Source organism: Gaetbulibacter aquiaggeris (genome assembly GCF_044003965.1).
GTDB lineage: Bacteria > Bacteroidota > Bacteroidia > Flavobacteriales > Flavobacteriaceae > Yeosuana > Yeosuana aquiaggeris.
Window position 1 is genome coordinate 18,453 of the sequence record NZ_JBAWKC010000006.1, and the last position, 26,538, is coordinate 44,990.

The following is a 26,538-nucleotide window of genomic DNA, read 5'->3' on the forward strand; positions in this document are numbered from 1 at the left end:
AATATGTATAGATTATATAATCACTAAATATTTACTTTTTTAAATTTTACAACCTATTACCATATTAAAAAAAAGAAAATCATCTTAAATAATTAAAAACGAAACATATTTTTAAGATTTTTTTACTAAAAGTTTGCTGCAAACAAAAAAACCCCAACCAAAAAAGGTTGAAGGTTTTACTTGTAGTTGGAACTAGACTCGAACTTTTAGTTAGCAACACTTAGATTCTTATAATTGAAATTAAAAAATTAGAGAAGAGTTTAACTTTTTAAAATAATTTTCGTTTATTTACATTAGAACATTTGATATAAAAAAAAGTGGTTACCCTATGAGTTACCCTATGGCAACTTAAAAAGCGGAACCCTTTGATATCACTGATAAAATTTAAAGGTCATCGGAGCCTCTTTCTCCGCATAATTTAAACCTTAACAATTGTTAATCAATTTGTTAGGGTTTTTTGTTTTTATATTTAGTCCATTATTAGCCGATATATAGATAAAAAAATACTCAATTTCATTAAAATAAACGGTTAAATGTTCAGACGACTTATAAAAACTCTATGTAAAAAGTAACAGGTTAGAAAAGCAATTAAAAGACCTTTACCAAACTAATTCACCAAAAGAAATATTATTTGATATGATAGAGAAATCAAGTAATTAGTATATTTATAACTTATTGAAGTAAATCAAACCAACCTTATGATACCATTCTTCAGGAAAATCCGTAAAACACTTGCAGACGATAACAAGCCTATAAAATATTTTAGGTATGCCATTGGAGAAATTATCCTTGTTGTAATAGGAATTTTGATTGCGCTTCAGATTAATAGTTGGAACGAACAGAGGAAAGAACGCATTCAAGAAAAAATATTCCTTAAGCGTTTTGTAGTTGAGTTAAACACCAATCTAGAAAACATTTTGACCGCTATTTCTTTAAACAAAAGCCGTATTCATCGTGCTGAATTTTTGTTGAGGACGATAGATAAGCCACAGCTGGCCGTAGATTCTTCCAGTTACTTTATGAAAAGTATCGAACATGCTAGTTATACCAACATACCGCTTATTTCGGACAATGCTTTTGAAGAACTCAAATCTAGTGGAAATCTTTCTCTAATTAGTAATGAGGCTCTCAGGGCAGCACTTCAAAAATACTACTCTTGGACATCATCCGAAGGGCAATATAATTTTCTCCAACAAGACATTCAACTTAATTATTCTCAGCTTAAACAGGGCATTTTTACAACAAGTCAAGTTATAGACATGGGCGATTATTATATTACTAAAAATTATAGTGCGATTGAGGCAAAAGAAACATTTGAACGCATGTTGAACAAACCCAAATTTTTGGAGTTCATACCTTATGTTATCCAAAACAAGCTGATGGCTGGAAATAGTTATGACGATATCTGTAATCAGGCCAAAGCCATAAAAATATTGCTTAAAGCAGAATTAGACAAACAAAATGATGATTAAAATCTTCAGCAAAAACCAATGATACCATTCTTTAGAAAAATCCGTAAAACACTTGCAGACGATAATAAACCATTGAAATACCTGAGGTATGCTATTGGTGAAATTGTGCTTGTGGTTATCGGTATTCTCATAGCCTTAAGTATTAATAATTGGAATGAAGATAGAAAACTTCAAAATGAAGAACTAAAATTGCTTTTTGATATAAAAACCAATTTAGAATCTAATTTAGCTAATTTTAAACGTGACACCATACGTAATCATGAAGATCTATACAACTATCAAAAAATTGAAACTTATATTAAAAATAACCTCCCTTATAATGAAGAACTAGATACTAGTTTTGGAAGGTTAACATTTTGGGCAAGTCCATATATAATAAATACTGCATATAGTTCTTTACAAACTAAAGGTTTAGACCTCATTTCAAATGAGGTTCTTAAAAATGCAATTGTAAATATGTACGAAATAGAATTAGCAAAAATTATTCAAGATTATGACACAAGTGAAAGCGAACTCATGTCAAATATTGTGACACCTTTTTTCGCAAAGCATATGAAGCGTTTCCATGAAGAAAATTTAATGCTCTCAAGACCGAATGACTTTGAGGGTTTAAAGCAAAATGAAGAATTCAAAAATATATTAAGTATGATTTTAAGGCAGCGCAAAAGAGGCTTTGAGTTTTTTAGAGATATCATGATTTCAATGGATAATTTAATTAATGAAATAGATAAAGAGCTACAATCAAGACAATAAAAATTAACGAAAGCACAAACCACTAATCAATGATAAAATTCTTTAAAAAAATACGATACGACCTTATGGAAAAAAATAAAACTGGTAAGTATTTTAAATATGCTGTCGGAGAAATAGTCCTCGTAGTTATTGGAATATTGATTGCCTTGCAAATAAATAATTGGAATGAAGAGAAAAAAGGAAAAGCAGAATTAAATCAATATTTGTTAAGTTTAAAAGAAAATATAAAAGGAGATATCAAAGTTCTAGATTCTTTAATTAAAAAAAGAGAAGTTATCGTAGCATACTGTAAAAAAGAGCAGCTTAATTTTTTAAACAAGACATTTGATTTTAACGATACGCGCTACGCATTATATTCTTATAGAGATTTTTATTTCAAACCAAATACTAGTGCTTATGATGGCTTAAAAAACTCACCATATTTAGGAAAATTAAATGGGTCTGATTTAAATAACCTAATCATTGACTACTATGCCAAAACGCATCAAATGGCAGAAGCAGAAAAAAGTTATAATGATTATGTCGAAACATTAGAAGCTAAAATGGCATATGACGTTGATAGAACTTTAATGATGGCTTACATTTTTATGAATAACGATGAACTGAAAGCCACAAAAACTACTCAAGAAGAAATTAACAACGTATTTAAAGATATACATGATTCGACGGCATTTAGGAATATCGTCAGTCAGGCAGTAGCGCAAGAATGGAATATAATTACACCTTATAAAAGAGGAAAATCCATAGGATTACATATAATTACTGAAATAGATAAAATGACAGATTATTGATGATTGATGATTGATGATTATTTAAAGCTTTAAAAATAATGAAAGCACAACAACGTATAAAAATAATTGCTATTTTGTGCTTAAATATAGGTAGTTGGGTATAAAAAACAGTTATGCCTTATTGTTTTTATCAACAAATAATCATAAATGAAAATATTTACCGTCTTATTCAGAATAGTACTGGTCATTTTAGGCTGTATAGCTGGCTTCATTGGAGGAGCGCAAATTGGTGCAAGCATGGGATACACTGGTGGAAGCTCAATAATCTCATTTTTCATGGCTTTAGTGGGTATTCCAGTTGGTGCTGTCATTGGACTTTTGATTGGCATATTTATTTTCAAAAACAACAAACCACAACAAACACTTAAATAAATATGCGTCCTTAGTCACCTGACGTGGCGGATAATCATAGTGCCTCTAAAAACTTAGTCGCATACTGGTTTTAGTTGGACCTTATGTGACATTAAACATTATAAAAAAAATCAAGAGTTTGCGTCTTATTTAGGGGAAGAAGGACAGAGTTTGCTTTTAAATATTAAATATCATAAATTATATTGAAATAGAATTCAAAATAAAGATGAATAACAAATTTAAATACAGAATTTCCTTCGTTATTGCATGCTTACTTCTCAATAGTATTATACCAACAAAGCTATGGTCACAGGATCTTAGTGATAAAATTGACAGTAAGGAGTTTGACCCCGCCACTTTGATGTGGTACAAGGAACCAGCAAAAATATGGGAAGATGCATTGCCTGTTGGTAACGGAAGGCTGGGTGGCATGGTGTTTGGAGGTATTGAAGAAGAACAAATTTGCCTTAATGAGGATACTTACTATTCAGGTGGACCTTACAGCACCGTTGTTAAAGGCGGCCACAAAGTATTACCCGAAATTCAAAAATTACTTTTTGAGAGAGAGCCAATAAAAGCACACAAATTATTTAGCCGAAATCTATTGGGTTATCCAATTGAGCAAATGAAATACCAAAGCTTAGGTGCACTTCATTTGTTTTACAAAAAAGGGCAAGAGTATAGCAATTACAAACGTTGGTTGGATTTATCAACTGGCGTCGCTGGTGTGTCTTACAAAATTGATGGAGTGACATACACAAGAGAAGTAATTTCATCACATGTAGATCAAACAATCGCAATTCGTCTCACATCCAATAAACCAGGAATGCTCTCTTTTGAAGCAGAACTCAGAGGTATGAGAAATAATGCCCATTCCAACTACGGAACAGATTATTTTTGGATGGATGGAGAAAATGAAAATGAATTGGTCCTTAGAGGAAGGTCTGCAGATTATCTCGGTATTGACGGCCAAATGTTATACGAAGGTAGAGCACGATTTCTCAATGAAGGCGGTAAAGTTAGTCTGGACGACAGCCGACTTATTGTTGAGAATGCAGATGCAGTGACCATCTACTATGCAGCAGCAACCAACTTTGTTAATTACAAGGATGTAAGCGGTGACCAGGCACAAAGAGTTCAAGACTACATGAAAAATGTGGATAACAAGCAATACAAAAAAGTTCGAGAGGAAGCAATTCAAGACTTTCAGCATCTTTTCAAAAGGGTAAGCATGAGTTTTGAATCTACTCCTTCCTCCTATCTTCCTACTAATGTTAGGGTTGATAGTATTCAGAACAATCCTGATGCACAAATGGCAGCCTTGTCTTACCAGTTTGGGAGGTATTTACTAATCTCTTCAAGCAGAGTTGGTACACAACCAGCCAATCTCCAAGGTATATGGAATTATAATCCAAATCCATCATGGGATTCAAAATACACAACCAACATCAACACGCAAATGAATTATTGGGCAACAGAATCATCCAATCTTTCAGAACTTCACGAACCTCTCTTCAAGATGATTGAAGAGTTAAAAGATGAAGGAAGCAAAGTTGCTAAAGAGCATTATGGTGCTAAAGGATGGGTTTTCCACCAAAATACAGATTTATGGAGAGTTGCTGCGCCAATGGATGGTGCACAATGGGGAACATTCACAGTTGGAGGGGCGTGGTTAACTACGCATATGTGGGAACGCTACTTATACTCGCAAGACAAAACATTTTTAGAAAGAGCATATCCTACTATGAAAGGAGCAGTTGACTTCTTTATGGATTTTCTTGTAGAGCATCCAAATGGGAAATGGTTGGTTACCAGCCCATCTAACTCACCAGAGAATCCACCAGCAGGACCCGGTTACAAATACTTTTATGATGAAGTTGTTGGATATTACTTCACCACCATTGTTTATGGTTCTACAATAGACATGCAGATTCTTAAAGACCTTTTCAGTTACTACATTCAAGCGACTGAGATCTTAGGTAAAGATGGTTATTATGCCAACGAGGTAGCCAAAGCAAGAGAACGGTTGGTTCCCTCACTAGTTGGTAAAGACGGAACACTTCAAGAATGGACTGAAGATTATGGTCAGATGGAAAAACACCATAGACATTTCTCACATATGTATGGAGTGTATCCTGGCAATGTACTTTCTGTGAAAAGAACTCCAGAACTTGTAGCGCCATTAAAAAAAGTAATGGATTTACGTGGTGATGAATCAACAGGTTGGTCTAGAGCTTGGAAGATGGGAATTTGGGCAAGGTTATATGATGGTGAAAGAGCTTTAAGAATTTACAAAGGATACCTCAAAGATGTATGTACCAAATCACTTTTTGCATTATGTTCAGGGTCAATGCAAGTTGATGGCTCTCATGGGGTAACCGCAGGAATTACAGAAATGTTGGTACAGTCTCATGAAGGTGTAATTGATATCCTTCCAGCCTTACCGAAGGAGTGGGGTACTGGAAAATTTGATGGTATTTGCGTTCGAGGTGGATTCCAACTAAAAATGGTTTGGAAGGATAAAAAAGTTACAGATTTAGAAATCCTCTCTAAAGCAGGTATCCTATGTAAACTCGAAATAGAAGGTAAATTCAAAATAATGGAAGGAGGACAAGAAGTTGCTTTTACAACAAATAAAGACGGATCTCTTCAATTTAAAACCACCAAAGGCAAAACCTATCAATTAATAAAAATTTGATATAAAAAGAATAGAACTATCGATTCATTTATTCATGGGAAGTTGAATCCTCTCTTTTCAGTAATAAAGAATACAAAGCTTTGTTTTTTGAAATATAAAGTAGTTAACCTTTTGGTTACCCCTCGGTAATTAAAAAAAAGTAAACTCTCTATTTACTAATAAAAACATAACAGGTTCCTGAGGGGAATTCTTTACAGAATAACAACCTTAACATTTGGAAATCAATTAGCTAGTGTTTTTTGTTTTACTTAGTCACACCACATTATTCCCGAATTATTTATATTTATAACATTCAGAAATATTTTCTAACTACCATACAACAGTTTTCTTTAATTTATTAAAGGGCCGCCAATATTCTTTCTGGAGTGATTGGCATGCGATATACCCTGGCACCACAAGCATCAAAAACAGCATTGGCTATTGCGGCACCTACACAAATAATAGCAGGTTCTCCTCCACCTTGCGCTTTGGCATCCATTTTATCGATAAAAACACATTCAATTTTTGGTGTTTTTGAAAATCTAGTAATTTCATAACGATTAAAATTCGTAGTTTTCATTTCGCCTCCGTTAAACTCTATTTCTTCATATAAAGCATATCCTATGCCCATAGTAATACCTCCTTCGGTTTGCAAAATAGCTCCATGTGGATTTACTACTTGGCCCATATCCTGAGAACAAACGATTCTGATTGGTTGAACCACGCCTGTTACTTTATCTACAAATACCTCAGCAATCATGGCCACCAGAGTACCGGCATCTTGTCCGAGTGCAATACCATAGCCATGTCCCGGTTTTTTTTCTCTGTCATAACCAAAGGTTTGAGAAGCCAGTTGCAATGTTGCAATCATTTCTTTATTTTCCAGATTGTTCAAGCGGAAATCCAACGGTTTAATTCCGGCTGCATGTGCCACCACATCGATGTGAGATTCCCGTGCAAAAGTAGTGGTATTATTTCCAGGAGCCCTCCAAGCACCAGTTCCAAATTGATGAACACCTGATTGATTGAAAGATCTAATTCGTTTGTTTGGAATGGCGTAAAACAATTCTGTACCCCTTGTTCCGGCACAGTAAATATCAAAATCCCAAACCTTTAGTTTCCCATTGTTATCAGTACCCCCTGCTACTTTTACCACAGCAGCAGTACGGAAATTATCGTACATAAATTCTTCTTTCCTGCTCCATACCAATTGGACCGGTTTCCCACACAATTTTGCAATGGTAGCTGCCTCAACAGATTGTTGGCTGTTGGATTTTCCACCAAAACCACCGCCCAAAAATATTTGTTTGACATGTACTTTCTCCAACGGCATCTCCAAAGCCTTAGCCACGGAAGACCGGGTGCCAAACGGACTTTGCGTGGAGGCCCATATAGTCACTTTATCCCCTTCAAAATAGCAGGTAGCCACATGGGTTTCGATGGAGGCATGTGCTTTATAGCCATCATGGTAGGTGGCTTCTTTGTAAATCATTGAAACTTCTTTCCCTAAAGGTAAACTTCCTTCTTTTTCAAATACTTTATTGTCTTGAATAGTATCTTCCAAATATTGAAATATGGTTTCTTGATTTGCTTTTGCTTTCGGAGCCTCCCAAGTCACCTGAATGCTATTAGCTGCTCGTTTAGACACTTCTGGATCAGCATGTACTACAGCTACCAAATTTTCCCTTTCTATCAACTCCACGCCTGCAAAATCAGATAATTTTGAAGCATCGACTTTTACTTTTCTAGAACCAAATACTTCTGGTCTCACAATAGTGGCATGCACCATTCCAGGCAAAATGATGTCTGCCGAATATTTAGCCTTTCCTGTTACTTTAGCCTCTGCATCTAAACTCCTGATAGGTTTACCTATTAACTTAAAATCTTTAGCTTTTTTTAATTCAGGTTTCTTGGTCAAACTCCGAACAATCTTTTTGCCTTTGGTCAATTCCGCATATGCTATTCTTTTAGAGGAATCATTCTTAACTGAAACGATCCCTTCTGCTACCTGCAGTGAAGTCTTATTCAAACCAAAATGGTCTGCAGCAAGATCCAATAATACTTCCCGTGCTTCTGCAGCTGCAGCTCTCAATACCGGATCTGTAAAACGTGTTGTTAGGGAACCCCAGGTACCTGCATCATAAGGACACAATTCTGTATCACCCATAATCATATCCACATCATAAATTGAAACTTCCAATTCCTCTGCCACGACCTGAGCCAGTGATGTAATAATCCCTTGTCCCATTTCAATTTTACCGGTAAAACAGTCTACTCTACCATCTTCTTTTACCCGCAAATAGGCATTAAAATCTAGTTCTTCTATAGGCTGACCATCTTGAGCAAAAAGAGAGCTAAAAGATATTTCACCCAAACAAAATACAACCAACACACCGCCACCTAAATTTTTTATAAATCTTCTTCTGCTATACGCCGTTTCGTTTTTAATTGCTGATTTCATAATTTCACTTTTTTAGGCATTTCTTTTCCTGCTGTTTCGATCGCATCCACAATACGATTATAAGCACCACATCGGCATAAATTAGATTCCATTCCAACTATAATTTTTTCCCGACTAGGATTTGGGTTTTGCAATAGAAAACCATAGGCATTCATAATCATTCCGGAAGTGCAAAAACCGCATTGCAAGGCATCATGAGAAATAAATGCCTCCTGAATGGGATGCAATTCCCCATCAACACTTAATCCTTCTATTGATATAATTTCTTTCCCTTCAATATCTTCTGCAAGTGTCATACAAGAACGGACCGGTTCTTTATTGATAAGTACCGTACACGCACCACATTCTCCAATACCACAACCATATTTGGTACCGGTTTGCTCTAAATATGTTCGGATGATTGTTAGTAAAGACTCCTGGCCCTGCACTTCTAAAGATACTGGCTTGCCATTTAAAGTAAAATTAATCTGTTTCATCTTTTACTCTTATTTATATGATAGATTGAATTTGCTTATTTTTCAACCATAAAAAACCTATTCAATTTAAGAAATAAATGCCAAATTCTGAAAGACTTTATTTTCTAAACAATAATAATATGGTCTTATAACCCTTTAAAACATACTGATAGCAAGGCTTAAAGTGATTAAAAAGAATCAAAATAAATAAGAAGAAATAACAAATCTTGAGTACTCTTATAACAACGCCTCTAACAATTTAGCTAATATTAAATATGTTTCACTTTTGCATCCAATCGGTTAATCACTTTTCCATAAATGATTAAAGATATGGCAGATGTTAATGCTATAACTGCAAAGAAGTACCAAATATAATGTGCATTGCTAGATGCTATTGCCCATGATTCATGTGAATCAAATAATCTTGGATCTGGACAATATTTGGACAGTAACCAACCTGATAGGCCAAAACCAATTATAGATGATAAAAACGAGTGTAAATGGCTAAAACCAAGATATAGACCTTCTTCGCCTTTGGGTGCTTGCAATGAAAAAAACTCAAGATAACGTGGTGAAATGAAGGACTCTGCTAAAGCTTGCAATGCAATACCGGCTACCATCATTAAAGCAATTGGATGCATACTCATAAATCCTAAGTCAATGTCCCCTCCGCTCAATAAATTCCCTGAAGCCATCGCTAAAGCCGATAAAGGCATAATGAACATTCCTACTGTCATAGATATCAACGGCGTTTTACTTGCCATTATTCTAGTTACAAAGGTTACCGTTAACACTACAACGAGTGGATTTACATTGGCGTACCAAGATGGTGAAGCGCCTTCACCTGCCATACGTAATACGTATTTTGGCATGGTTGCATATAATTGATGCTGAACCATCCAGAATCCCGTAATAATCAAAATGAGCGCAAGCAATCGTCCATTAGTACAAACTTTTATTAAAGCCGTCCAAATTTCACTAATTGTCTTTCCTTGACCTTCATCTTTAGCACTCTTATAAAAGAAAATAATCATGATCAAGGCTAAGGCAGTTAAACCAGCAGAAAAATAATTGATATACACCAGCCCCATATCCCCCATGGCCATTCTTAAGGGTTTCACTATAGTTTTACCAGAAAAAGCACCAATATTCACCATCATATAAAAAATAGAGAATCCCTGCGCTCGCGTAGCTTTTGTGGTTTCTTTGGCTACAGTTCCAGTAATAACTGACTTAATAAACGAACCACCAATCATAATAATTATCATGATCGGAACAATGGCCCATTGTTGTGGAGACTCCAATAATCCTGTAAATTTTATAATCTCATTTGAATAATCTACTAAGCCATTAGACTCTAACACAGTAGGAATCACTGCTAAACCAAAATAACCAATACTCAATAAGGTAAATGCTATTAAAAGGGAATATTTAAATCCTATTTTATCTGCTAATGCCCCCGTAAACGTTGGTAGTAAGTAAAGACCACCTGAAAAAACACCAGAAATTAATCCAGCTTCAACATCTGTGAAACCGAGAATTCTCGATAGATATAAGGTTATAACTATAAAAACTCCGTAATAAGCGCCTCTTTCCAGTAATTCTACAATATTAGCAGTCCAAAATGCACGTGAAAATCCTTTTAATCTTGCAAACATGTTATATTTTTTTTGAGATTTATAAACAATTACCGAAAGTAACAAATTTTGATTAAACCCTGATTGATTTAAAATGCAGACATTTGAAACAGCCATTAATCAGATTAAAAATTAATGATAATAAGATTAAATGATTTAAATAATTAGAGGTCATAGTTTATAAAAAGACTTCTAACAATTTAGCATTATTAGATATGAGTTCAACATTTAAAATGGTTGCTGGTAACAGCATGGTTTGTCCAAGATGTAATTGACAAGTATTATGACCATACTTAATTTCAGCAGTGCCTTCAACACACATATAGATAACAAAGGAATCTAAACTTGAATAATCTTGTTTTAAGCTTCCTTTAAGCTGAATAATATTGGTTTTAAAATATGGAGAATAAACTAATTCACTGGATTTATTTTCCTTTAAAGTATAGGATGTTTTATAATTATCATACAATTTGTAGTCAATCGCTTCAAGAGCCAATTCAGTATGAAGTTCTCGTTCTTTACCCGTTTTAGCATCCACTCTTTTGTAATCATAAATTCTATAAGTAACATCAGAAGTTTGTTGAATTTCAGCTAATACCACTCCAGCCCCAATAGCATGCACTCTGCCTGTCGGGATATAAAAGGTATCGCCCTTTGAAATTTCTTCGCTATTCAAAACCTCTAAAATTTGTCCTTCATCAAGTTTTCTTTTATAACTTTCTCGAGTGAGTTCTTGATTAAACCCTACTATCAATTCAGCCTTTTCCTCAGCTTCCATAATATACCACATTTCATTTTTTCCAAAAGAATTATGGCGCGTTTTGGCCAATTCATTACTTGGATGTACTTGAATGGATAATGGTGTTTTAGCATCGATATATTTTATGAGTATAGGAAAATTATTTCCAAAAGCGTCATAAACCTTTTCCCCAACTAATTTACCCTTGTAGGTTTGAATAAGGTCTTTAAGCGATTTACCTTTTAAAGGACCATTTGAAACAATAGAAATATCTCCATCAACATCAGAAAGTTCCCAGCTTTCACCAATTCCCGTTTTTTCTGAACCCTTTTTAAAAACGGTAGTTAACTTGTTACCACCCCAAATACGTTCTTTCAAAATAGGATTAAAAGTTAAAGGAAAATCTAATGTCATAATTCAATAATTTCTAGCAAATGTATTAAAATTATATCGCTCTGCGGAATGACAAGTCCTTGAACGCTATTTTTTATATTTACAACAAAAAATAGGGTACTTTTGTAATATAATTTTATAAAAATGCGAGTTTTTGAGTCTATTATTACTGTAACTGAAAAGGATTTAGATGAACTGAATCATGTGAATAATATTAGATATGTGGAATGGGTTCAGGAAATAGCGAAACAACATTGGTTAAAAAATGCTTCACAAGATACGCTTGAAAATTATTTTTGGGTCATGACAAATCATTGCATTGAATATAAAAATGAGGCCTTTTTAAATGATAGCATTAAACTTAAAACCTATATTAAAAAATATTCAGGCGCCACCTGCACGCGGGTTGTTCAAATTACTCATAATCAAACGAACGCCCTATTAGCAATATCTGAAACAAAATGGTGTTTAATTAATGTGCAAACAAAACGTCCTGCCAGAATAACTTCAGAAATAACTGATTTATTCATGTAATCTATATTGAAAAAATAATTGATATTAAAAGGTAACTTTTATATTTGTGTTATGAAGCGTCTCTTATATTTTATAATCACTTTTTCTTTAGTCCTACTTTGGAGTTCTTGTAGAAAAGATTTTGAATTTTCACCGAGTAAAGGAGATCTTCAATTTTCAAAAGACACGGTTTATCTGGACACCGTTTTTACTAATATTGGGTCTAGCACCTATAACTTAAAGGTTTACAACAGGAGTAACAGTGATATTGTCATTCCTTCAGTAAATCTGAGTTTAGGAGAAGGCTCATCCTATAGATTAAATGTAGATGGTGTTTCTGGAAAAACGTTTGAAAATGTTGAAATTCTTGCAAAAGACAGCCTGTATATTTTTATAGAAACTACTATAGATATTTCAACTTTTGCCAATTCAGGAACCTTTTTATATACGGATCAAATAGAATTCAATTCCACTTCAAATGTTCAAAAAGTGGAACTGGTTACCCTTGTTCAGGATGCCGTTTTTATTTATCCCAATAGAGATAATACCACCAAGGTTATTGAAACCTTAAGCTTAAATATTGGCGGAGAACTGGTAGAAACAGATATTCAAGGACGAGAATTATTATCTGAAGAACTAACTTTTACAAACACAAAACCTTATGTTATTTACGGTTTTGCTGCAGTACCCAATGGTGAAACGGTCACTGTCAATCCTGGAGCACGATTACATTTTCATAACAATTCTGGGCTTTTAGTGACTGAAGGCGCATCTATTAAAATTAACGGTGAATTTAGTACCGACCAAGATCTGTTAGAAAATGAAGTTATTCTGGAAGGTGACAGACTGGAACCCAATTTTTCAGAGATACCCGGACAATGGAGCGCTATCTGGCTTTTAGATGGAAGTATCAATAACTCCATTAATTACACCACTATAAAAAACGCTACGGTTGGTATTCTTAGCGATGGTAATCCTGATGAAGCCTCAAATAAACTTAAGATTAACAACACTCAAATATATAACTCCAGTGCTTTTGGTGTTTTAGGTAGAAATACCTCAATTGCTGGCGAAAATCTAGTGATAAACAATTCCGGGCAGTCTTCATTTGCGGGGACTTTAGGAGGAAAATATAATTTTACACACTGTACTATTGCTAATTACTGGAATAATAGCTTCAGGCAATTTCCTTCGGTCTTGCTAAACAACTTTATTGTTGATGCAGATAATAATGCCATTCTTTCTGATTTAACCGAAGCCAATTTTAATAACTGTATTATTTACGGCAATGATAACCCTGAGATTTTATTAGATGAAATTGAAGATGCTGCGGTGGTTTTTAATTTTAAGTTTACCAACTGTTTAATACGTTTTGAAGATAACGGCAACAACTTTACGGGCTACAATTATGATTTTAATGACACCACGCATTACGAAAGCGTTATTTTTAATAAAAACCCGGATTTTAAAGATGCTTTCATAAACCAATTGATTATTGGCGATAATTCTGCGGCTAATAACCAAGGTAACATCATGTTTTCAAGCCAGGTACCCTTTGATATTTTAAATATAAACCGGACAGCTTCACCAGATTTAGGGGCTTACCAGCATATTACTTTTCCAGAGTAAGATTAAGGTCTTTGCTGGGAGTAAGTTTATACGGTGCACAGGCTAAGTAAAACAATCTCACAATACTTTACTAAAACAAATCTATTTCACACAATAAACAGATTGCTTCATTCCATTATATTTCATTATCAATGACTTGAGTTTTTTGTTTGTGTATGGCTCGACTTTAAAGGGGAGTTCTACTTAAGTATTTTTGCCTACATCTTCCATAAAACTGACCTGAAACCAGAAAAATTTATCTTTTCCCATTTCCTGGAATTTGACGAGATGTTCGACAAACATGGAAGTTTTAAGCTCCCAAACAAAAAAAGATCACAGAATTAAACGAGGAACAAAAAACCTGACATCCCTTGCTGAATCTTGTTCAACAAAGGTTATCAGGTAATTCAAAAATAAATAACTTATTTTATACTTTAATCTCTGTATCTTTAATTTCTACCACTTCAAGATCAAAAATAAGGTCTTTGCCTGCTAAAGGATGATTTCCGTCTATGACAATACTTTCCTCTTTCACTTCAACGACACGTACATTGTTTTCTTGCCCATCTGGAGATTTAGAAACAAGCCCCATACCAACTTCGGGTGTAATATCTTGGGGAAGTTCGCTTCTATTTACCTCTTGTCTTAAATCATTATTGATATCTCCATATGCCTCCTCTTTAACAATTGTAATGGTTTTTTTTTCATTTAATTTCATATCGATTAACCCTTTTTCAAAACCAGGAATTATCTGTCCTTTTCCTAAAGTAAATTCTAAAGGTTCTTTTCCTTCAGAACTGTCAAAAACCTGTCCGTTAGATAATTTACCTGTGTAATGTACTTTTACTGTGTTGTTCTCTTTAACTTGATTCATACTTTAAATTTTAATTTTTAAAAAATACTCTTTGCATAATTCTTACGCAGCAAACATTTTTATTTTAACTTACTTTAGCAGTAGCTGCCAAAACCAGGCCAAAGCACTAAAAATTTGGAATGGATATATAGTAAACCTATGTATTGATGAACTTAAAATGTAAAAATTGTACTATAGCCCTTTAATGATGGTAAAGGACAATTTTTGAGCCTTTGTCAAAATAAACTCATAAAAAATATTTATAATCGGTAAATATGTCAGTTAAATCAAACCTTCACAAAATAGTTAAGTCAAAACCATAAAAAAATTACTGTGTAGATTAGGTCTATAATTATTTCAAAAAAAATTAGAAACAATAAAACAAAAGTTAAATCAAGAATAATTGTAATCAGATTAAGTAAGTTTCTAAAAAAAGAATACGCAATAGTGTGGATTAAAATCGTAGCAATCTTTTAAACTTCCAAAAACCGTCTTTCAAATTAAAATTTTAATACTATTCGAAGCTTTTATTTGTCAGAAAAAAGACTTGATTTTGTGTCAGATTCGTTATAATCAATTAAATCTCACCATCTATTTTGGATATACCTGACCTTTTATTTGATAAAGGCTATATTCACCCGTACTTTAAAAAACCCAATGATTATAAAAATTACTGTCCTCGCTATTTATGTCTCTATTTTATTTTTAATCGGAATTCTTGCCTCACGGCGAGTTAAAAGCATGAGCGATTATTATGTGGGAGGAAAAAATATGGGCTTTTGGGCTGTTGCTTTTTCTGCCAGAGCAACCGGCGAATCAGGATGGCTATTAATTGGTTTAACAGGAATGGGCGCGATGGCCGGCTTTTCAGCCTATTGGGTTGTTATTGGAGAATTGCTAGGGGTTTTAATTTCATGGCAATTTATGGCTAAACGATTTAAAAAGAGATCAGACGATTATAAAGCCATCACCATACCAGACTACCTTGAAAGTCATTTTAAATCATCAACAAACAGTCTTCGGATTATTTCGGCTTCAGCCTTGGTTATTTTCGTTGTTATTTACGTCGCATCTCAAATGGATGTAACAGGAATTGCATTCGAATCCCTGCTTAATATAGACTATCGCATTGGTGCGCTCATTGGTTTTGTTATTGTGCTAATTTATATTTTTATTGGTGGATTTGTTGCGGCCGTCTGGTCAGATATGTTCCAAGGGATTTTAATGTTTTTTGGGCTGGTTTTACTACCAATTGTGGTGTGGTTCTCTATGGACCATGGATCCGGAATCACGGAAGGATTGAATGCCATCGACCCAACGCTAACACAAATAATGGGACGAAGCGAAGACGGGTTGATGAACCTGTTTACTATTCTGGGTTTCTCAATGATTGGATTGGGCTTCTTAGGATCCCCGCAAGTTTATGTCAGATTCATGTCCATTAAAAGTGAAAAAGAAATTGATAAAGGAAAATGGGTTGCCCTTATTTTTACCCTCTTAACAGATGCAGCGGCAGTAACCATTGGTATTCTTGCTCGCATTTATTTCACAAAAGAAGGGCAGAATCCGGAAGCCATATTAGGAAATGGTGGGGAAGATGTTTTAAGTATGATGACCCACGAATTCTTACCAACCATACTGGTGGCCATTTTTATTGCCATCGTCCTTTCAGCCATTATGTCTACTATAGATTCGCTTCTCATTATTGCTTCTAGTGCCATTACGCGGGACTTTTATCAGAAAATATTCAGACCCGATTTAAATGATAAAGATTTAACAAAATTATCAAGATTAGTAACGGTCGCGATGGCATTAATAGCACTTGGGATTGCTATTCTTTTATACAATCTGTATCCTGATAGGCAGGTTTTCTGGATCATGATTTTTGGATGGTCTGGAATTGCAGCCACATTCTGTCCGGTCATTATTCTATCACTTTTTTGGAAAGGATATTCTGAAAAAGGCGCTATTGCCTCAATGATTACAGGTTTTACATCCGTCATATTTTTTAAGTTTGTGGTCGCAAATATGGAAGGCTTCGGTGTTTATTTTAAAGAATTAGATGTGCTGGCGCCTTCCTTTGCCTTAGCCATGTTGGTTGGTTATATCATTTCAAAAATAGTCCCTCCCAAGCATATTGCTAAAGCCTTAAAAGAACCCATTGAATGAGGGGAAGCATGATACTTTATTTAAGTGCGTATCGTTTTTTAAGCTGAAAACCCTAACTTCGTTTACAATTGATATAAACCATTGATTTTATTTCAAAGTGACGGATAGTATCCCTTTTTTGTCATAAAATCATCAATAAATTTTTATCTTAGAAAAAATTAATCAATCAAATAATATGAAAAAAATAATCACAGTCCTTTTCACTCTGGCCAGTTTAATTTCTTTTAGTCAAATTAACGCGAAACTCATGAGGTACGTTGATGTTTCGGAAACTCAAATTTGCTTTGTCTATGGAGGCGATATTTGGGTGGTTGATAAAAACGGAGGCATGGCAGTCCAATTGACTAATTCACCTGGTGAAGAGTCCTATCCAAAATTCTCTCCAGACGGTAACGAAATAGCGTTTACAGCTAGTTATAGAGGAAATCCAGATGTTTATGTCATGTCCACTTTAGGAGGCGTTCCGCATAGAATTACTTATGGTTCTCATTCTGACAGGATGGTAGAATGGCATCCCTCTGGTGATAAAATTCTTTTTGCGTCACGTCGGGAAACTGGTATTCCTTCAGGAAGGGTAAATCAGCTCTTTCTTATTCCTAAAACAGGGGGAATGCCAGAAAAATTACCTATCCCCTATGGTGAAATAGCAACTTATTCAGCCGATGGAAAGCAGTTAGCTTACATCACAAAAATTACAGAAACCTATCCTTTTAAAAGATATCGTGGGGGCTTGACTTCTGATGTTATCTTATTTGACTTAGAAAATAAAACAGCCAAAAACATTACTGATAATGTGGCTAACGATGGTAAACCTGCATGGGCCAACAATAAGATCTATTTTTTATCAGATCGTTCAGACGATATGCGTTTGAATATTTGGAGCTATGAAGTTAGCACAACATCAATCAAACAAGTAACACATTTCAATGACTTTGACATCACCTATTTATCAGCCGGACCAAAAGACTTGGTCTTTGAAGTAGGAGGCACATTACACCTTATGGACCTGGCTACGGAACAATCAAAAGAAGTAAAGGTATCCGTAGTGAGTGATTTGACTTTAGAGATGTCTCGAAGAGTTAACGTAGATAAGAAAATCAATAATATGACGGCCTCACCGGGTGCCAACCGAATTGTTTTCGAAGCTCGAGGTGAATTATTTAATGTACCGGTAAAAGAAGGTTTTGTGCAAAATATTACTGGAAGCTCTGGAGCCTTTGACCACAGCCCAACCTGGTCCCCAAATGGTGATTACGTTGCCTATTGGAGCGATAAATCAGGAGAATATGAGATTTATTTACAAGCGATGCGCACTGACCAGGAAGCGAGAAAACTAACCTCAAGAAATAAAGGCTACGGATATACACTTCATTGGTCACCAGATAGTAAAAAGTTAGCTTTTATCGATGAAAAAAATAATATCAGTGTTGTGGATGTGACTTCTGGTAACATCGAGATTGTAGATAACTATAATTGGAATTATGGTCATGGTGGCCGCTATAACTATCCAATCAATTGGTCTCATGACTCTAAATATTTAACATACTCCATTGGTATGGAAAATGAAAATGAAGCCATTTTTATTTACGATTTTACAAACAAAAAAGCCCGAAAAGTAACGAGTGGCTTTTACAATGATCATCATTCTATTTTCAGTGCGGATGGCAAATATTTAATGTTTTTAACGGACAGAAACTTTAATGCTGAGTATAGTGGTTTACAGGATGGCACGTGGATTTATCCCAACACTACGCAGCTGGCCGCTATAAGTCTAAGTAATGATTCACCTTATCTACTGCTCGCAAAAAATGATGATTTAAAAGACGAAAAGAAAGAAGAGCCTGCCGATAATAAAGACAAGAAAAAAGGCAAAGAAGAAAAAACAAAAGAACCGGCAGTTAAATTGGACCCCATAAAGATTGATTGGAACGATTTAGAAAGCCGACTTGTGATTCTTCCTGTAAAACCAGGTAATCTGTCTGACCTCATGGCATTTGAAGGCAAAGTTGTTTACATGCGTTATCCAAATTCCGGATCTGCTGGAGGAGACCCAGAACTCATGTTCTATGACTTAAAAGAAAGAGAAGAAAAATCCATCATGGCAAAAATCAGTGGTGTGGTGGAATCAGCCGATGGAAAGTCTTTATTGGTAAAAAGCGGTCCACAATTTGGCATTATCAAGCCAGAAGCAGACCAAAAGATTAAAGATGCCATCCCAACTGATGGCCTAGTCATGGAACTGAACCCAAGAGAAGAGTGGCGGGAAATTTTTGATGATACCTGGAGACGCTATCGAGACTTTTTTTATGACGAAGACATGCAACAAGTCAATTGGGAAGCTCTGCGCACACAATATGGTGCCTTGATTGAAGATGCCCGTTCACGCTGGGACGTAAGCTACATTCAATCAAACCTTTCTGCTGAACTGAGTGCAGGACACACTTATACTTTTGGGGGTGACAACCAGAATGTTGAAACTGTTGGCACAGGTTATTTAGGGATTGACTGGGCTTATGATGCCAAAGGTTATAAAATCAAGAGAATCGTCAAACCCGCGCCATGGGATGCCGAAAACAGGTCACCCTTCGATCGTCCGGGTGTTGGGGTTTCTGAAGGAGACTACATTCATTCCGTGAATGGCATGGTACTTCCATTAGACAAAGAACCTTTTGCAGCTTTTGAAGGGCTGGATGGCAAAACAGTGGCTTTAAAAATTAGTAAAACAGGTAATGTAAGTGATGCTAAAGAAGTTATTGTCACCTGCCTGACTGATGGCCAGGAAAGCAATATCAGGTATCTGGACTGGATTGAACAGAATAGATTGATGACTGAAAAACTTTCAGACGGAAAACTGGGCTATGTTTATATGACCAATACTAGTGAACGCGGGCAACTTGATCTGGTAAAAATGTATTATGGTCAACTTGATAAAGAAGGGTTTATCATTGACGAACGTTTCAATGGTGGAGGTCAACTTGCGGATCGCTTTCTGGAATTAATGACCCGACCTGTAATTTATAATTTATATTGGCGCCATGGTAAAGGAACGACCGTTCCTTCAAAAACCAACACAGGTCCTATGGGTATGTTAATTAATGGCTGGGCTGGTTCAGGAGGTGATGGACTCCCCTGGGCTTTTAGAGAAATGGATGCTGGCCCCATTGTAGGCGAGAGAACCATAGGGATTTTGGTAGGACCCGCAACAGGACATCAACTTATTGATGGCGGTGGCATTACAGTGCCAGGCGCAAGACTATACTATAATAATGGCAATTGGTTTGATGAAGGCGTTGGGGTTAAACCTGATTTTGCCGTCTGGGATGATCCAAATTTAATAATGCAAGGACGTGATCCACAAATGGAAAAAGTGGTACAAGAGGTTATGGACTTATTAAAAACCAAACCAGGTATTGCCACGCCGCCGCCAACTAGACAAGATCGCACCGCTAAGGGATTAAATAAAAAAAACAACTAGATTATATAAAAATTTATTATTTATATATACTCATAAGTGTGTATAGCGCTTCTAAGTCTAAAAACTTAACTTTGCTTATAGTTTGATATAAACTATTGAAAAGGATTCATATCATACTGTTGAATCCAATTTAAAAACCAAAAACATATGAATAAGACTAGATACCCAAGATCGTTTTCACATATCGGAATTACTGTTCCAGATATAAATAAAGCTGTTAATTTTTATCAAGAGATTATGGGATGGTATATAATTATGTCACCATCAAAAGTCCTCAAAGAAAATGATACAGCAATTGGACAAATGTGCATTGATGTTTTTGGTGAAGACTGGGAATATTTCGAAATTGCTCATATGTCAACTTCAGATGGAATAGGAATAGAATTATTTTCATTTCTTAACGGTAAAAAGGAAGCACCAGAGTTTAATCCATTCAATACAGGACTTTTTCACTTTTGTGTTCAAGATCCAGATATTGAAAATTTGACAAAAAAAATTGTGGAATATGGAGGAAAACAAAGAATGCCAATAAGAGAGTATTATCCTAACGAAAAACCTTTTAAAATGGTTTACGTTGAAGATCCTTTCGGAATCGTATTCGAGATATATACTCACAGCTACGAACTAACATATTCTTCTGGAGCTTATCAGAACTAAAAACTGTATGCTACAATTACTAAAAGTAATTTTTTGTTCTCGACTACCTTGAAAATTCCTAACGCATTTTCCAAGAGGTTTGTATTTGCTATTGTTAGGTGATTAAACAATGCAAATAAACTTATAGATTCACGTTAAACGCAGCTTCCTTTTTGCGTTAACGATTGAACGGTCTGTTTGAAATCCTTTTTGCAAAAAGCAAAAAGATTGAGTAGTGAAAGCGTGTTAAAACGCCCAAAAAACAAAAAAATCCCGCACAGAGCAGGATTTTTTTTATGCGATACATTAAAATACTATACAAACAACGGTTTGCCTTTCATCATTTTATTAACTTTAACTTTAACCGCTTCTAAAACCACTTCATTCTCATAGTTTTCAATCACTTCGTCAATTAAATCAACTATGACTGACATATCTTCCAACTTTAATCCTCTGGTAGTAATAGCCGCAGTTCCCACACGGATTCCTGAGGTTACAAACGGAGATTTATCATCAAACGGTACCATGTTTTTATTTACTGTAATATCGGCCTTCACTAACGCCTGTTCCGCATCTTTACCAGATACATTTTTGTTGCGTAAATCTATTAACATCATATGATTATCTGTTCCGCCAGAAATAATATGATAGCCTTTACTAACCAGGGCTTTTGCCATAGCATCGGCATTTTTCTTTACTTGTAATTGATAATGTAAAAATTCATCTGTTAAGGCTTCTCCAAAAGCAATAGCCTTAGCAGCAATGATATGTTCTAATGGTCCGCCTTGATTACCTGGAAATACCGCTGAATCTAATAAGGCTGACATTTTTTTCAAACTACCATTTTTTAAGGTTTGGCCAAAAGGATTATCAAAATCTTGACCCATCATGATCATGCCTCCACGAGGACCACGCAAAGTTTTATGCGTTGTTGTGGTAACGATATGACAATGTGGTAACGGATCATTTAAAATACCTTTAGCAATTAAACCTGCAGGATGTGAAATATCTGCCAATAAAATGGCACCAACGCTATCTGCTATTTCTCTGAAACGTTTAAAATCAATATCACGTGAATAGGCCGAAGCCCCTGCAATGATTAATTTTGGTTGTTCTTTAGTAGCAATCTCTTGTATTTTGTCATAATTTAAAACACCTGTTTCCTGCTCTACGCCGTAAAACACTGGATTATATAATTTACCTGAAAAATTAACAGGTGATCCGTGTGTTAAATGCCCCCCATGAGATAAATCAAATCCTAAAATTTTATCTCCTGGATTTAAACATGCATGATACACCGCTGTATTTGCCTGACTTCCGGAGTGTGGCTGTACATTCACATATTCTGCTCCAAACAAGGTTTTTGCTCTGTCAATAGCTATTTGCTCCACTTCATCCACCACTTCACAACCACCGTAATAACGCTTCCCAGGATAACCTTCTGCATATTTATTTGTTAAAACTGAACCAGCTGCTTCCATGACCTGATTGCTTACAAAATTTTCTGAAGCAATGAGTTCTATACCGTGTAATTGTCTTTCTTTCTCAGCTTGTATTAGTTCAAAAATCTGTTCGTCGCGTTGCATAAATTATTTTTGTAGTTAAAGAATGGCGCAAAAATAACAAATAGATTAGTTTAATTCATTAAAAAATATATATTTACCTATAAGTTTTTAACCGTTTTATCAACGATTAAAAAGAACATACATTTTGATTGTTTTTTTTATTTAAAATAAAAAAAATGTGTAGGTTTGAATAGAATTTCATAATAAAATTAAAAACAAAAAGACATGTTAATCTCAGCAAATAACCCAGATAGAAAATCATGGTTACACGTGGATAAAAATTCTGATTTCCCAATACAGAATATTCCTTTTGGTGTTTTTCTTACGCGCGACGATATCATTACCATTGGAACACGTATTGGAGATACTGCCATAGATCTTGGTGCCTTGCATCAATTAGGCTATTTTGAGGGAATTGCGTTAACCGATGATATTTTTCTTCAGGATTCTTTGAATGATTTCATTGCCGATGGCAGAAAAACGTGGAGAGCCGTTAGAGGTAGAATCGCCGAAATTTTTGATTATGAAAACGAAACCCTTAAAAACAATAAACAACACAAGGAAATTGTTTTGTTTAGATTGGATGAAATTGAAATGCAATTACCAGTTCAAATAGGTGATTACACAGATTTTTATTCCAGCATAGAGCATGCAACTAATGTAGGCACTATGTTTAGAGATCCTGACAATGCCTTATTACCAAATTGGTTACACATTCCTGTTGGTTATCACGGCAGAAGTTCTTCTATTATTCCCTCCGGAATACCGGTACACAGACCGCAAGGACAAACTTTTTCAGAAGGTGCTCAAGAACCAACTTTCGGACCTTCCAGATTAGTTGATTTTGAATTGGAAATGGCCTTTATCACTACGGATGCGAATGATTTAGGAGAACCTATACCTGTTAATGAAGCGGAAGAATATATTTTTGGATTGGTTTTATTTAATGACTGGAGTGCCAGAGATATTCAAAAATGGGAATATGTGCCTTTAGGACCCTTTTTATCAAAGAATTTCGCATCTTCTATTTCTCCCTGGATTGTGACTTTAGATGCATTAGAACCCTACCGAGTTGAAGGGCCTAAACCCATTAAACCGCAATTACCCTATTTACAATGTAAAGGGAAAAAGAGTTTTGATATTCAGTTAGAAGTGGCCATTCAGCCAAAAGGTGCTAAAGAAACAGTTGTTACTAACACCAATTTCAAGTATATGTATTGGAACATGTCTCAGCAACTGGCACATCATACAGTCAATGGTTGTCCCATAAATTCTGGTGATATGATGGGTAGTGGTACCATTTCAGGGCCAACGCCAGACTCCTATGGGTCTATGCTTGAATTAACCTGGAGAGGTGAAAAACCCATTAAAATGAAGGATGGTACTGAGCGAAAATTTATTAACGATTTTGATACTGTGATCATGAGAGGACATTGTGAAAAAGACGGAACACGCATAGGTTTTGGGGAAGTCAAAACACAATTACTTCCTGTCTATATTCCTAAAAAAAAATAAACTAAATTTTTAAATTTTAGAAGAAAGCATTTTAATTTAATTAAAATGCTTTCTTCTTTTATACTCAATCTATTTTATAAACTTAGAAGTTAAGGTATTTACGAATAATACATTGCCAATTTTATCATATCCCTCAAAGAATTGAATATCAATACCTGTAGTTCCTTTACTTTCCTGAAAACCAATAACCGTAAGGTCTGCATCCTGAGAATACTCATTTATTAAATCTAATTTACTACCTCCTTTATCTAAGGCAAGAACGCGTATGTTATTAGCTGAAATTGGTAAACGACCACTGGAAGTTAATTGAATTAAATGTTCCTTTTCTTGCTTTAAACTTTCAGTTGGAAACGCCGCATAAATCTTAATCTGACCTTTTTTCCAATCCCGATGTCCCAGGATTATATAAGACAGTAATATCATTAAATTGGCATTTTCATAGTCGTCTTCGCTAATCCAAACATGAATATCCTTTTTATAACCAAATCCTTTATCAGAGGTTGCTAAAATACACAAATCGTATTCTGCTGTTTTTAACACACTGTAATTATCAATGATACTTTTCAGCCATTCAGTTTCTCCTTTTTTGTATTCAAACAACATCATATTATTAGGTTGCCCAGAAATACCTGGTTGCTGAATAGCTTGTACAATAGCAGCAGTATTTGAGGGAGAAATAAGAGTTTCTAAAAAGACATTGGATTTACTTGAGGAAGATATTTTAATTAATTTTTCCAAATTTTTCTCTGCATTTAGTTTAGACTCTTTCGAAAAATTATCTTTTTCAAAATGAATGTAGGTCCCAAATCCATATCGATAAGAAATCCATTTCATCATTTCAAGTGCACTATACCTTTCAAAACTATCTTTGGATAAACATAAAACCGCAGGTCTCCAATCTTCCTCCGCTTTAGCCTTTTCCGCCTTTTGCAAAAATACTTGCAAAGTTCTGTTAAACTGATGAATAACACCTTGGAAAATATTTGCCATCCCTTTACTGGTATTGCTCTTTATTGAAATGTAAAAATATAGCACAACCATAAGCGCTATCGCTGCCATAGCATATGGCGTATTTATTTTAAACATCAGATAAATACACATAATGGCGCCAAGCAATGATAAATACCATTTTGATTTAAAGGATGGTCTGTAAGAAGGATCAGCCGCAAAATGCTGCATAAAGGAAATCAAACAGAGTGACCCATAGGTCACCATAAAAAACATAGATATAATTTCGGCAACGGCATTAACATCTCCCATTAAAACAAAAATAAGAGCAATAACACTAGTAAAAATAGTGGCATTCCTAGGCTCGTTATTTTTTTTGCTGCCTTTAGAAATCCAAAAATTTACAAATTTATTATGAAATACCTGATCTCCACCTATTGCCTGAAGCGTTCTTGGAGCCACCATAAATGATCCTAAAGCAGAAGAAATAGTCGCCGCTGCCAAACCAATAGGGATGATTGGGCCCCACAAGGCAATTTTACTCATTATTAATTGATCATTTACTAAATCTGTGGGTGATGCAGAGCTAAACAATTTATAAGCAATAAAAACATAAATGATCATACCCGATATGGTAGCCGTTAAAGTCCCATAAGGAATTGATTTTTTCGGATCCTTTAAATCACCCGAAAGTCCAACACCTGCGGTCATACCGGTAAAAGCTGGAAATATGATGGCGAAAACGAAGAAAAATCCATTTTCAGAATCTATACTTTTAAATAACAATGAACTATCAAAAACCTCATTATATGGCGTTGAACCCATAAAGAATAAAACCAGTGAAACCGCTAAAATAGCCACAACAACATATAAGGCCTTCATGCCTAAATCGGCTCCTTTGGTAACCATTAAGGATATTAACAACAACAATGCAGGAATAGTGAATAACCGGTTATCATATAGAATGTAACCGAATTCTGATTCTACCCAAGGTTTTATGGCATCAAAAGCTTCGCCAAAAGCAATGACATAAAAGGCGACACTTATAGCCTGTGATAAATATAAAGCAATGCCAATAGCAGCACCAATATTTACCCCAAAAGACCTTGAAATAATGAAATACTCGCCACCACCTTCAACTTTTTGATTGGTTGCTATTTCTGCTAATGCCATAGCGGTTGGGATGGTTACTAAGTGTCCAATGAAAATGATAAGTAAAGTCCCCATAAACCCAACGGAACCTGTTGCGTAACCGAAACGAAGAAACATGACTGCACCGAGAATAGTTGAAATAGCCGTTAAAAAAACTGGAAGCGTTCCAAAATTAGCTTTTACTTCATTAAGAGATTTACTCATTTTTAAAAGAAATTAATTAATAGTTCATTTCTAAATTCAATATACTTTGTATTCTTTAAATTTATGCAATATTTAAACACAACTATATAAAAATACCCCGTTATAAAGATTTCCCTTATGTAACTCAATACATGAATGAACTTGGAGCGTTGAAAATATTTAAAAATGAAG

Annotated in this window: 18 protein-coding genes; 11 read left to right on the top strand and 7 right to left on the bottom strand. The window is 34.9% G+C overall.

What is annotated here, in order from left to right:
* Positions 1-698: 698 nt before the first annotated feature.
* The 5 genes from V8G56_RS15065 (at position 699) to V8G56_RS15085 (ending at position 6,065) form a co-directional block, all read left to right on the top strand.
* Complete coding sequence (locus V8G56_RS15065) at positions 699-1,472, top strand: DUF6090 family protein (protein WP_395439290.1); 774 nt, start codon at positions 699-701, stop codon at positions 1,470-1,472.
* A gap of 18 nt (positions 1,473-1,490) precedes the next feature.
* The gene (locus V8G56_RS15070; RefSeq protein WP_395439291.1) at positions 1,491-2,225 is read left to right on the top strand and encodes a DUF6090 family protein; all 735 of its coding nucleotides are present in this window, start codon (positions 1,491-1,493) and stop codon (positions 2,223-2,225) included.
* A gap of 29 nt (positions 2,226-2,254) precedes the next feature.
* Positions 2,255-3,016: a DUF6090 family protein gene (locus tag V8G56_RS15075; RefSeq protein WP_395439292.1), complete on the top strand. Its 762-nt coding sequence runs from the start codon at positions 2,255-2,257 to the stop codon at positions 3,014-3,016.
* Positions 3,017-3,163: 147 nt separating this feature from the next.
* On the top strand, positions 3,164-3,388 hold the full coding sequence (locus tag V8G56_RS15080) for a hypothetical protein (RefSeq protein ID WP_395439293.1): 225 nt from the start codon (positions 3,164-3,166) through the stop codon (positions 3,386-3,388).
* Between the two features lie 205 nt (positions 3,389-3,593).
* Positions 3,594-6,065, top strand: a complete 2,472-nt coding sequence (locus V8G56_RS15085) for a glycoside hydrolase family 95 protein (RefSeq protein ID WP_395439294.1) — start codon at positions 3,594-3,596, stop codon at positions 6,063-6,065.
* A gap of 337 nt (positions 6,066-6,402) precedes the next feature.
* Here the strand turns inward: V8G56_RS15085 and V8G56_RS15090 are convergent, their stop codons facing one another.
* From V8G56_RS15090 to V8G56_RS15105, 4 genes are all read right to left on the bottom strand, one after another.
* Positions 6,403-8,505 carry a xanthine dehydrogenase family protein molybdopterin-binding subunit gene (locus V8G56_RS15090; protein WP_395439295.1) on the bottom strand — a complete coding sequence of 701 codons (2,103 nt, stop codon included), beginning with the start codon at positions 8,503-8,505 and terminating at the stop codon, positions 6,403-6,405.
* Positions 8,502-8,981 carry a (2Fe-2S)-binding protein gene (locus tag V8G56_RS15095; RefSeq protein WP_395439296.1) on the bottom strand — a complete coding sequence of 160 codons (480 nt, stop codon included), beginning with the start codon at positions 8,979-8,981 and terminating at the stop codon, positions 8,502-8,504. Before V8G56_RS15095 ends, V8G56_RS15090 begins: the two co-directional genes overlap by 4 nt.
* A 248-nt stretch (positions 8,982-9,229) precedes the next feature.
* Positions 9,230-10,618, bottom strand: a complete 1,389-nt coding sequence (locus tag V8G56_RS15100) for an MFS transporter (RefSeq protein WP_395439297.1) — start codon at positions 10,616-10,618, stop codon at positions 9,230-9,232.
* Positions 10,619-10,775: 157 nt separating this feature from the next.
* Positions 10,776-11,750, bottom strand: a complete 975-nt coding sequence (locus tag V8G56_RS15105; RefSeq protein ID WP_395439298.1) for a type I phosphomannose isomerase catalytic subunit — start codon at positions 11,748-11,750, stop codon at positions 10,776-10,778.
* A gap of 123 nt (positions 11,751-11,873) precedes the next feature.
* On the opposite strand from V8G56_RS15105, the gene V8G56_RS15110 reads away from it, so the two are divergent.
* Together V8G56_RS15110 and V8G56_RS15115 are read left to right on the top strand one after the other, a co-directional pair.
* On the top strand, positions 11,874-12,263 hold the full coding sequence (locus tag V8G56_RS15110; protein WP_395439299.1) for an acyl-CoA thioesterase: 390 nt from the start codon (positions 11,874-11,876) through the stop codon (positions 12,261-12,263).
* 51 nt (positions 12,264-12,314) lie between these two features.
* On the top strand, positions 12,315-13,871 hold the full coding sequence (locus V8G56_RS15115) for a hypothetical protein (protein ID WP_395439300.1): 1,557 nt from the start codon (positions 12,315-12,317) through the stop codon (positions 13,869-13,871).
* Between the two features lie 406 nt (positions 13,872-14,277).
* Here the strand turns inward: V8G56_RS15115 and V8G56_RS15120 are convergent, their stop codons facing one another.
* Positions 14,278-14,724, bottom strand: a complete 447-nt coding sequence (locus V8G56_RS15120; protein WP_395439301.1) for an FKBP-type peptidyl-prolyl cis-trans isomerase — start codon at positions 14,722-14,724, stop codon at positions 14,278-14,280.
* Between the two features lie 636 nt (positions 14,725-15,360).
* Between V8G56_RS15120 and V8G56_RS15125 the strand changes: the two genes are divergently transcribed.
* From V8G56_RS15125 to V8G56_RS15135, 3 genes are all read left to right on the top strand, one after another.
* A complete protein-coding gene (locus tag V8G56_RS15125) occupies positions 15,361-16,872 on the top strand; it encodes a sodium/proline symporter (RefSeq protein WP_395439302.1) in 1,512 nt (503 codons plus the stop codon).
* Positions 16,873-17,047: 175 nt separating this feature from the next.
* The gene (locus V8G56_RS15130) at positions 17,048-20,347 is read left to right on the top strand and encodes a S41 family peptidase (protein WP_395439303.1); all 3,300 of its coding nucleotides are present in this window, start codon (positions 17,048-17,050) and stop codon (positions 20,345-20,347) included.
* 147 nt (positions 20,348-20,494) lie between these two features.
* Entirely contained in the window at positions 20,495-21,004 is a 510-nt protein-coding gene (locus V8G56_RS15135; RefSeq protein ID WP_395439304.1) for a lactoylglutathione lyase family protein, read from the top strand.
* A gap of 293 nt (positions 21,005-21,297) precedes the next feature.
* On the opposite strand, the gene glyA is transcribed toward V8G56_RS15135, so the two are convergent.
* Positions 21,298-22,569 carry a serine hydroxymethyltransferase gene (gene glyA, locus V8G56_RS15140; protein ID WP_395439305.1) on the bottom strand — a complete coding sequence of 424 codons (1,272 nt, stop codon included), beginning with the start codon at positions 22,567-22,569 and terminating at the stop codon, positions 21,298-21,300.
* 204 nt (positions 22,570-22,773) lie between these two features.
* Here glyA and fahA point away from each other — a divergent pair, with 204 nt between their 5' ends.
* Entirely contained in the window at positions 22,774-24,063 is a 1,290-nt protein-coding gene (gene fahA / locus V8G56_RS15145; protein WP_395439306.1) for a fumarylacetoacetase, read from the top strand.
* 69 nt (positions 24,064-24,132) lie between these two features.
* On the opposite strand, the gene V8G56_RS15150 is transcribed toward fahA, so the two are convergent.
* Positions 24,133-26,367 (bottom strand): APC family permease, encoded by a 2,235-nt coding sequence (locus tag V8G56_RS15150; RefSeq protein WP_395439307.1) that lies wholly within the window; start codon positions 26,365-26,367, stop codon positions 24,133-24,135.
* Between the last annotated feature and the right edge of the window lie 171 nt (positions 26,368-26,538).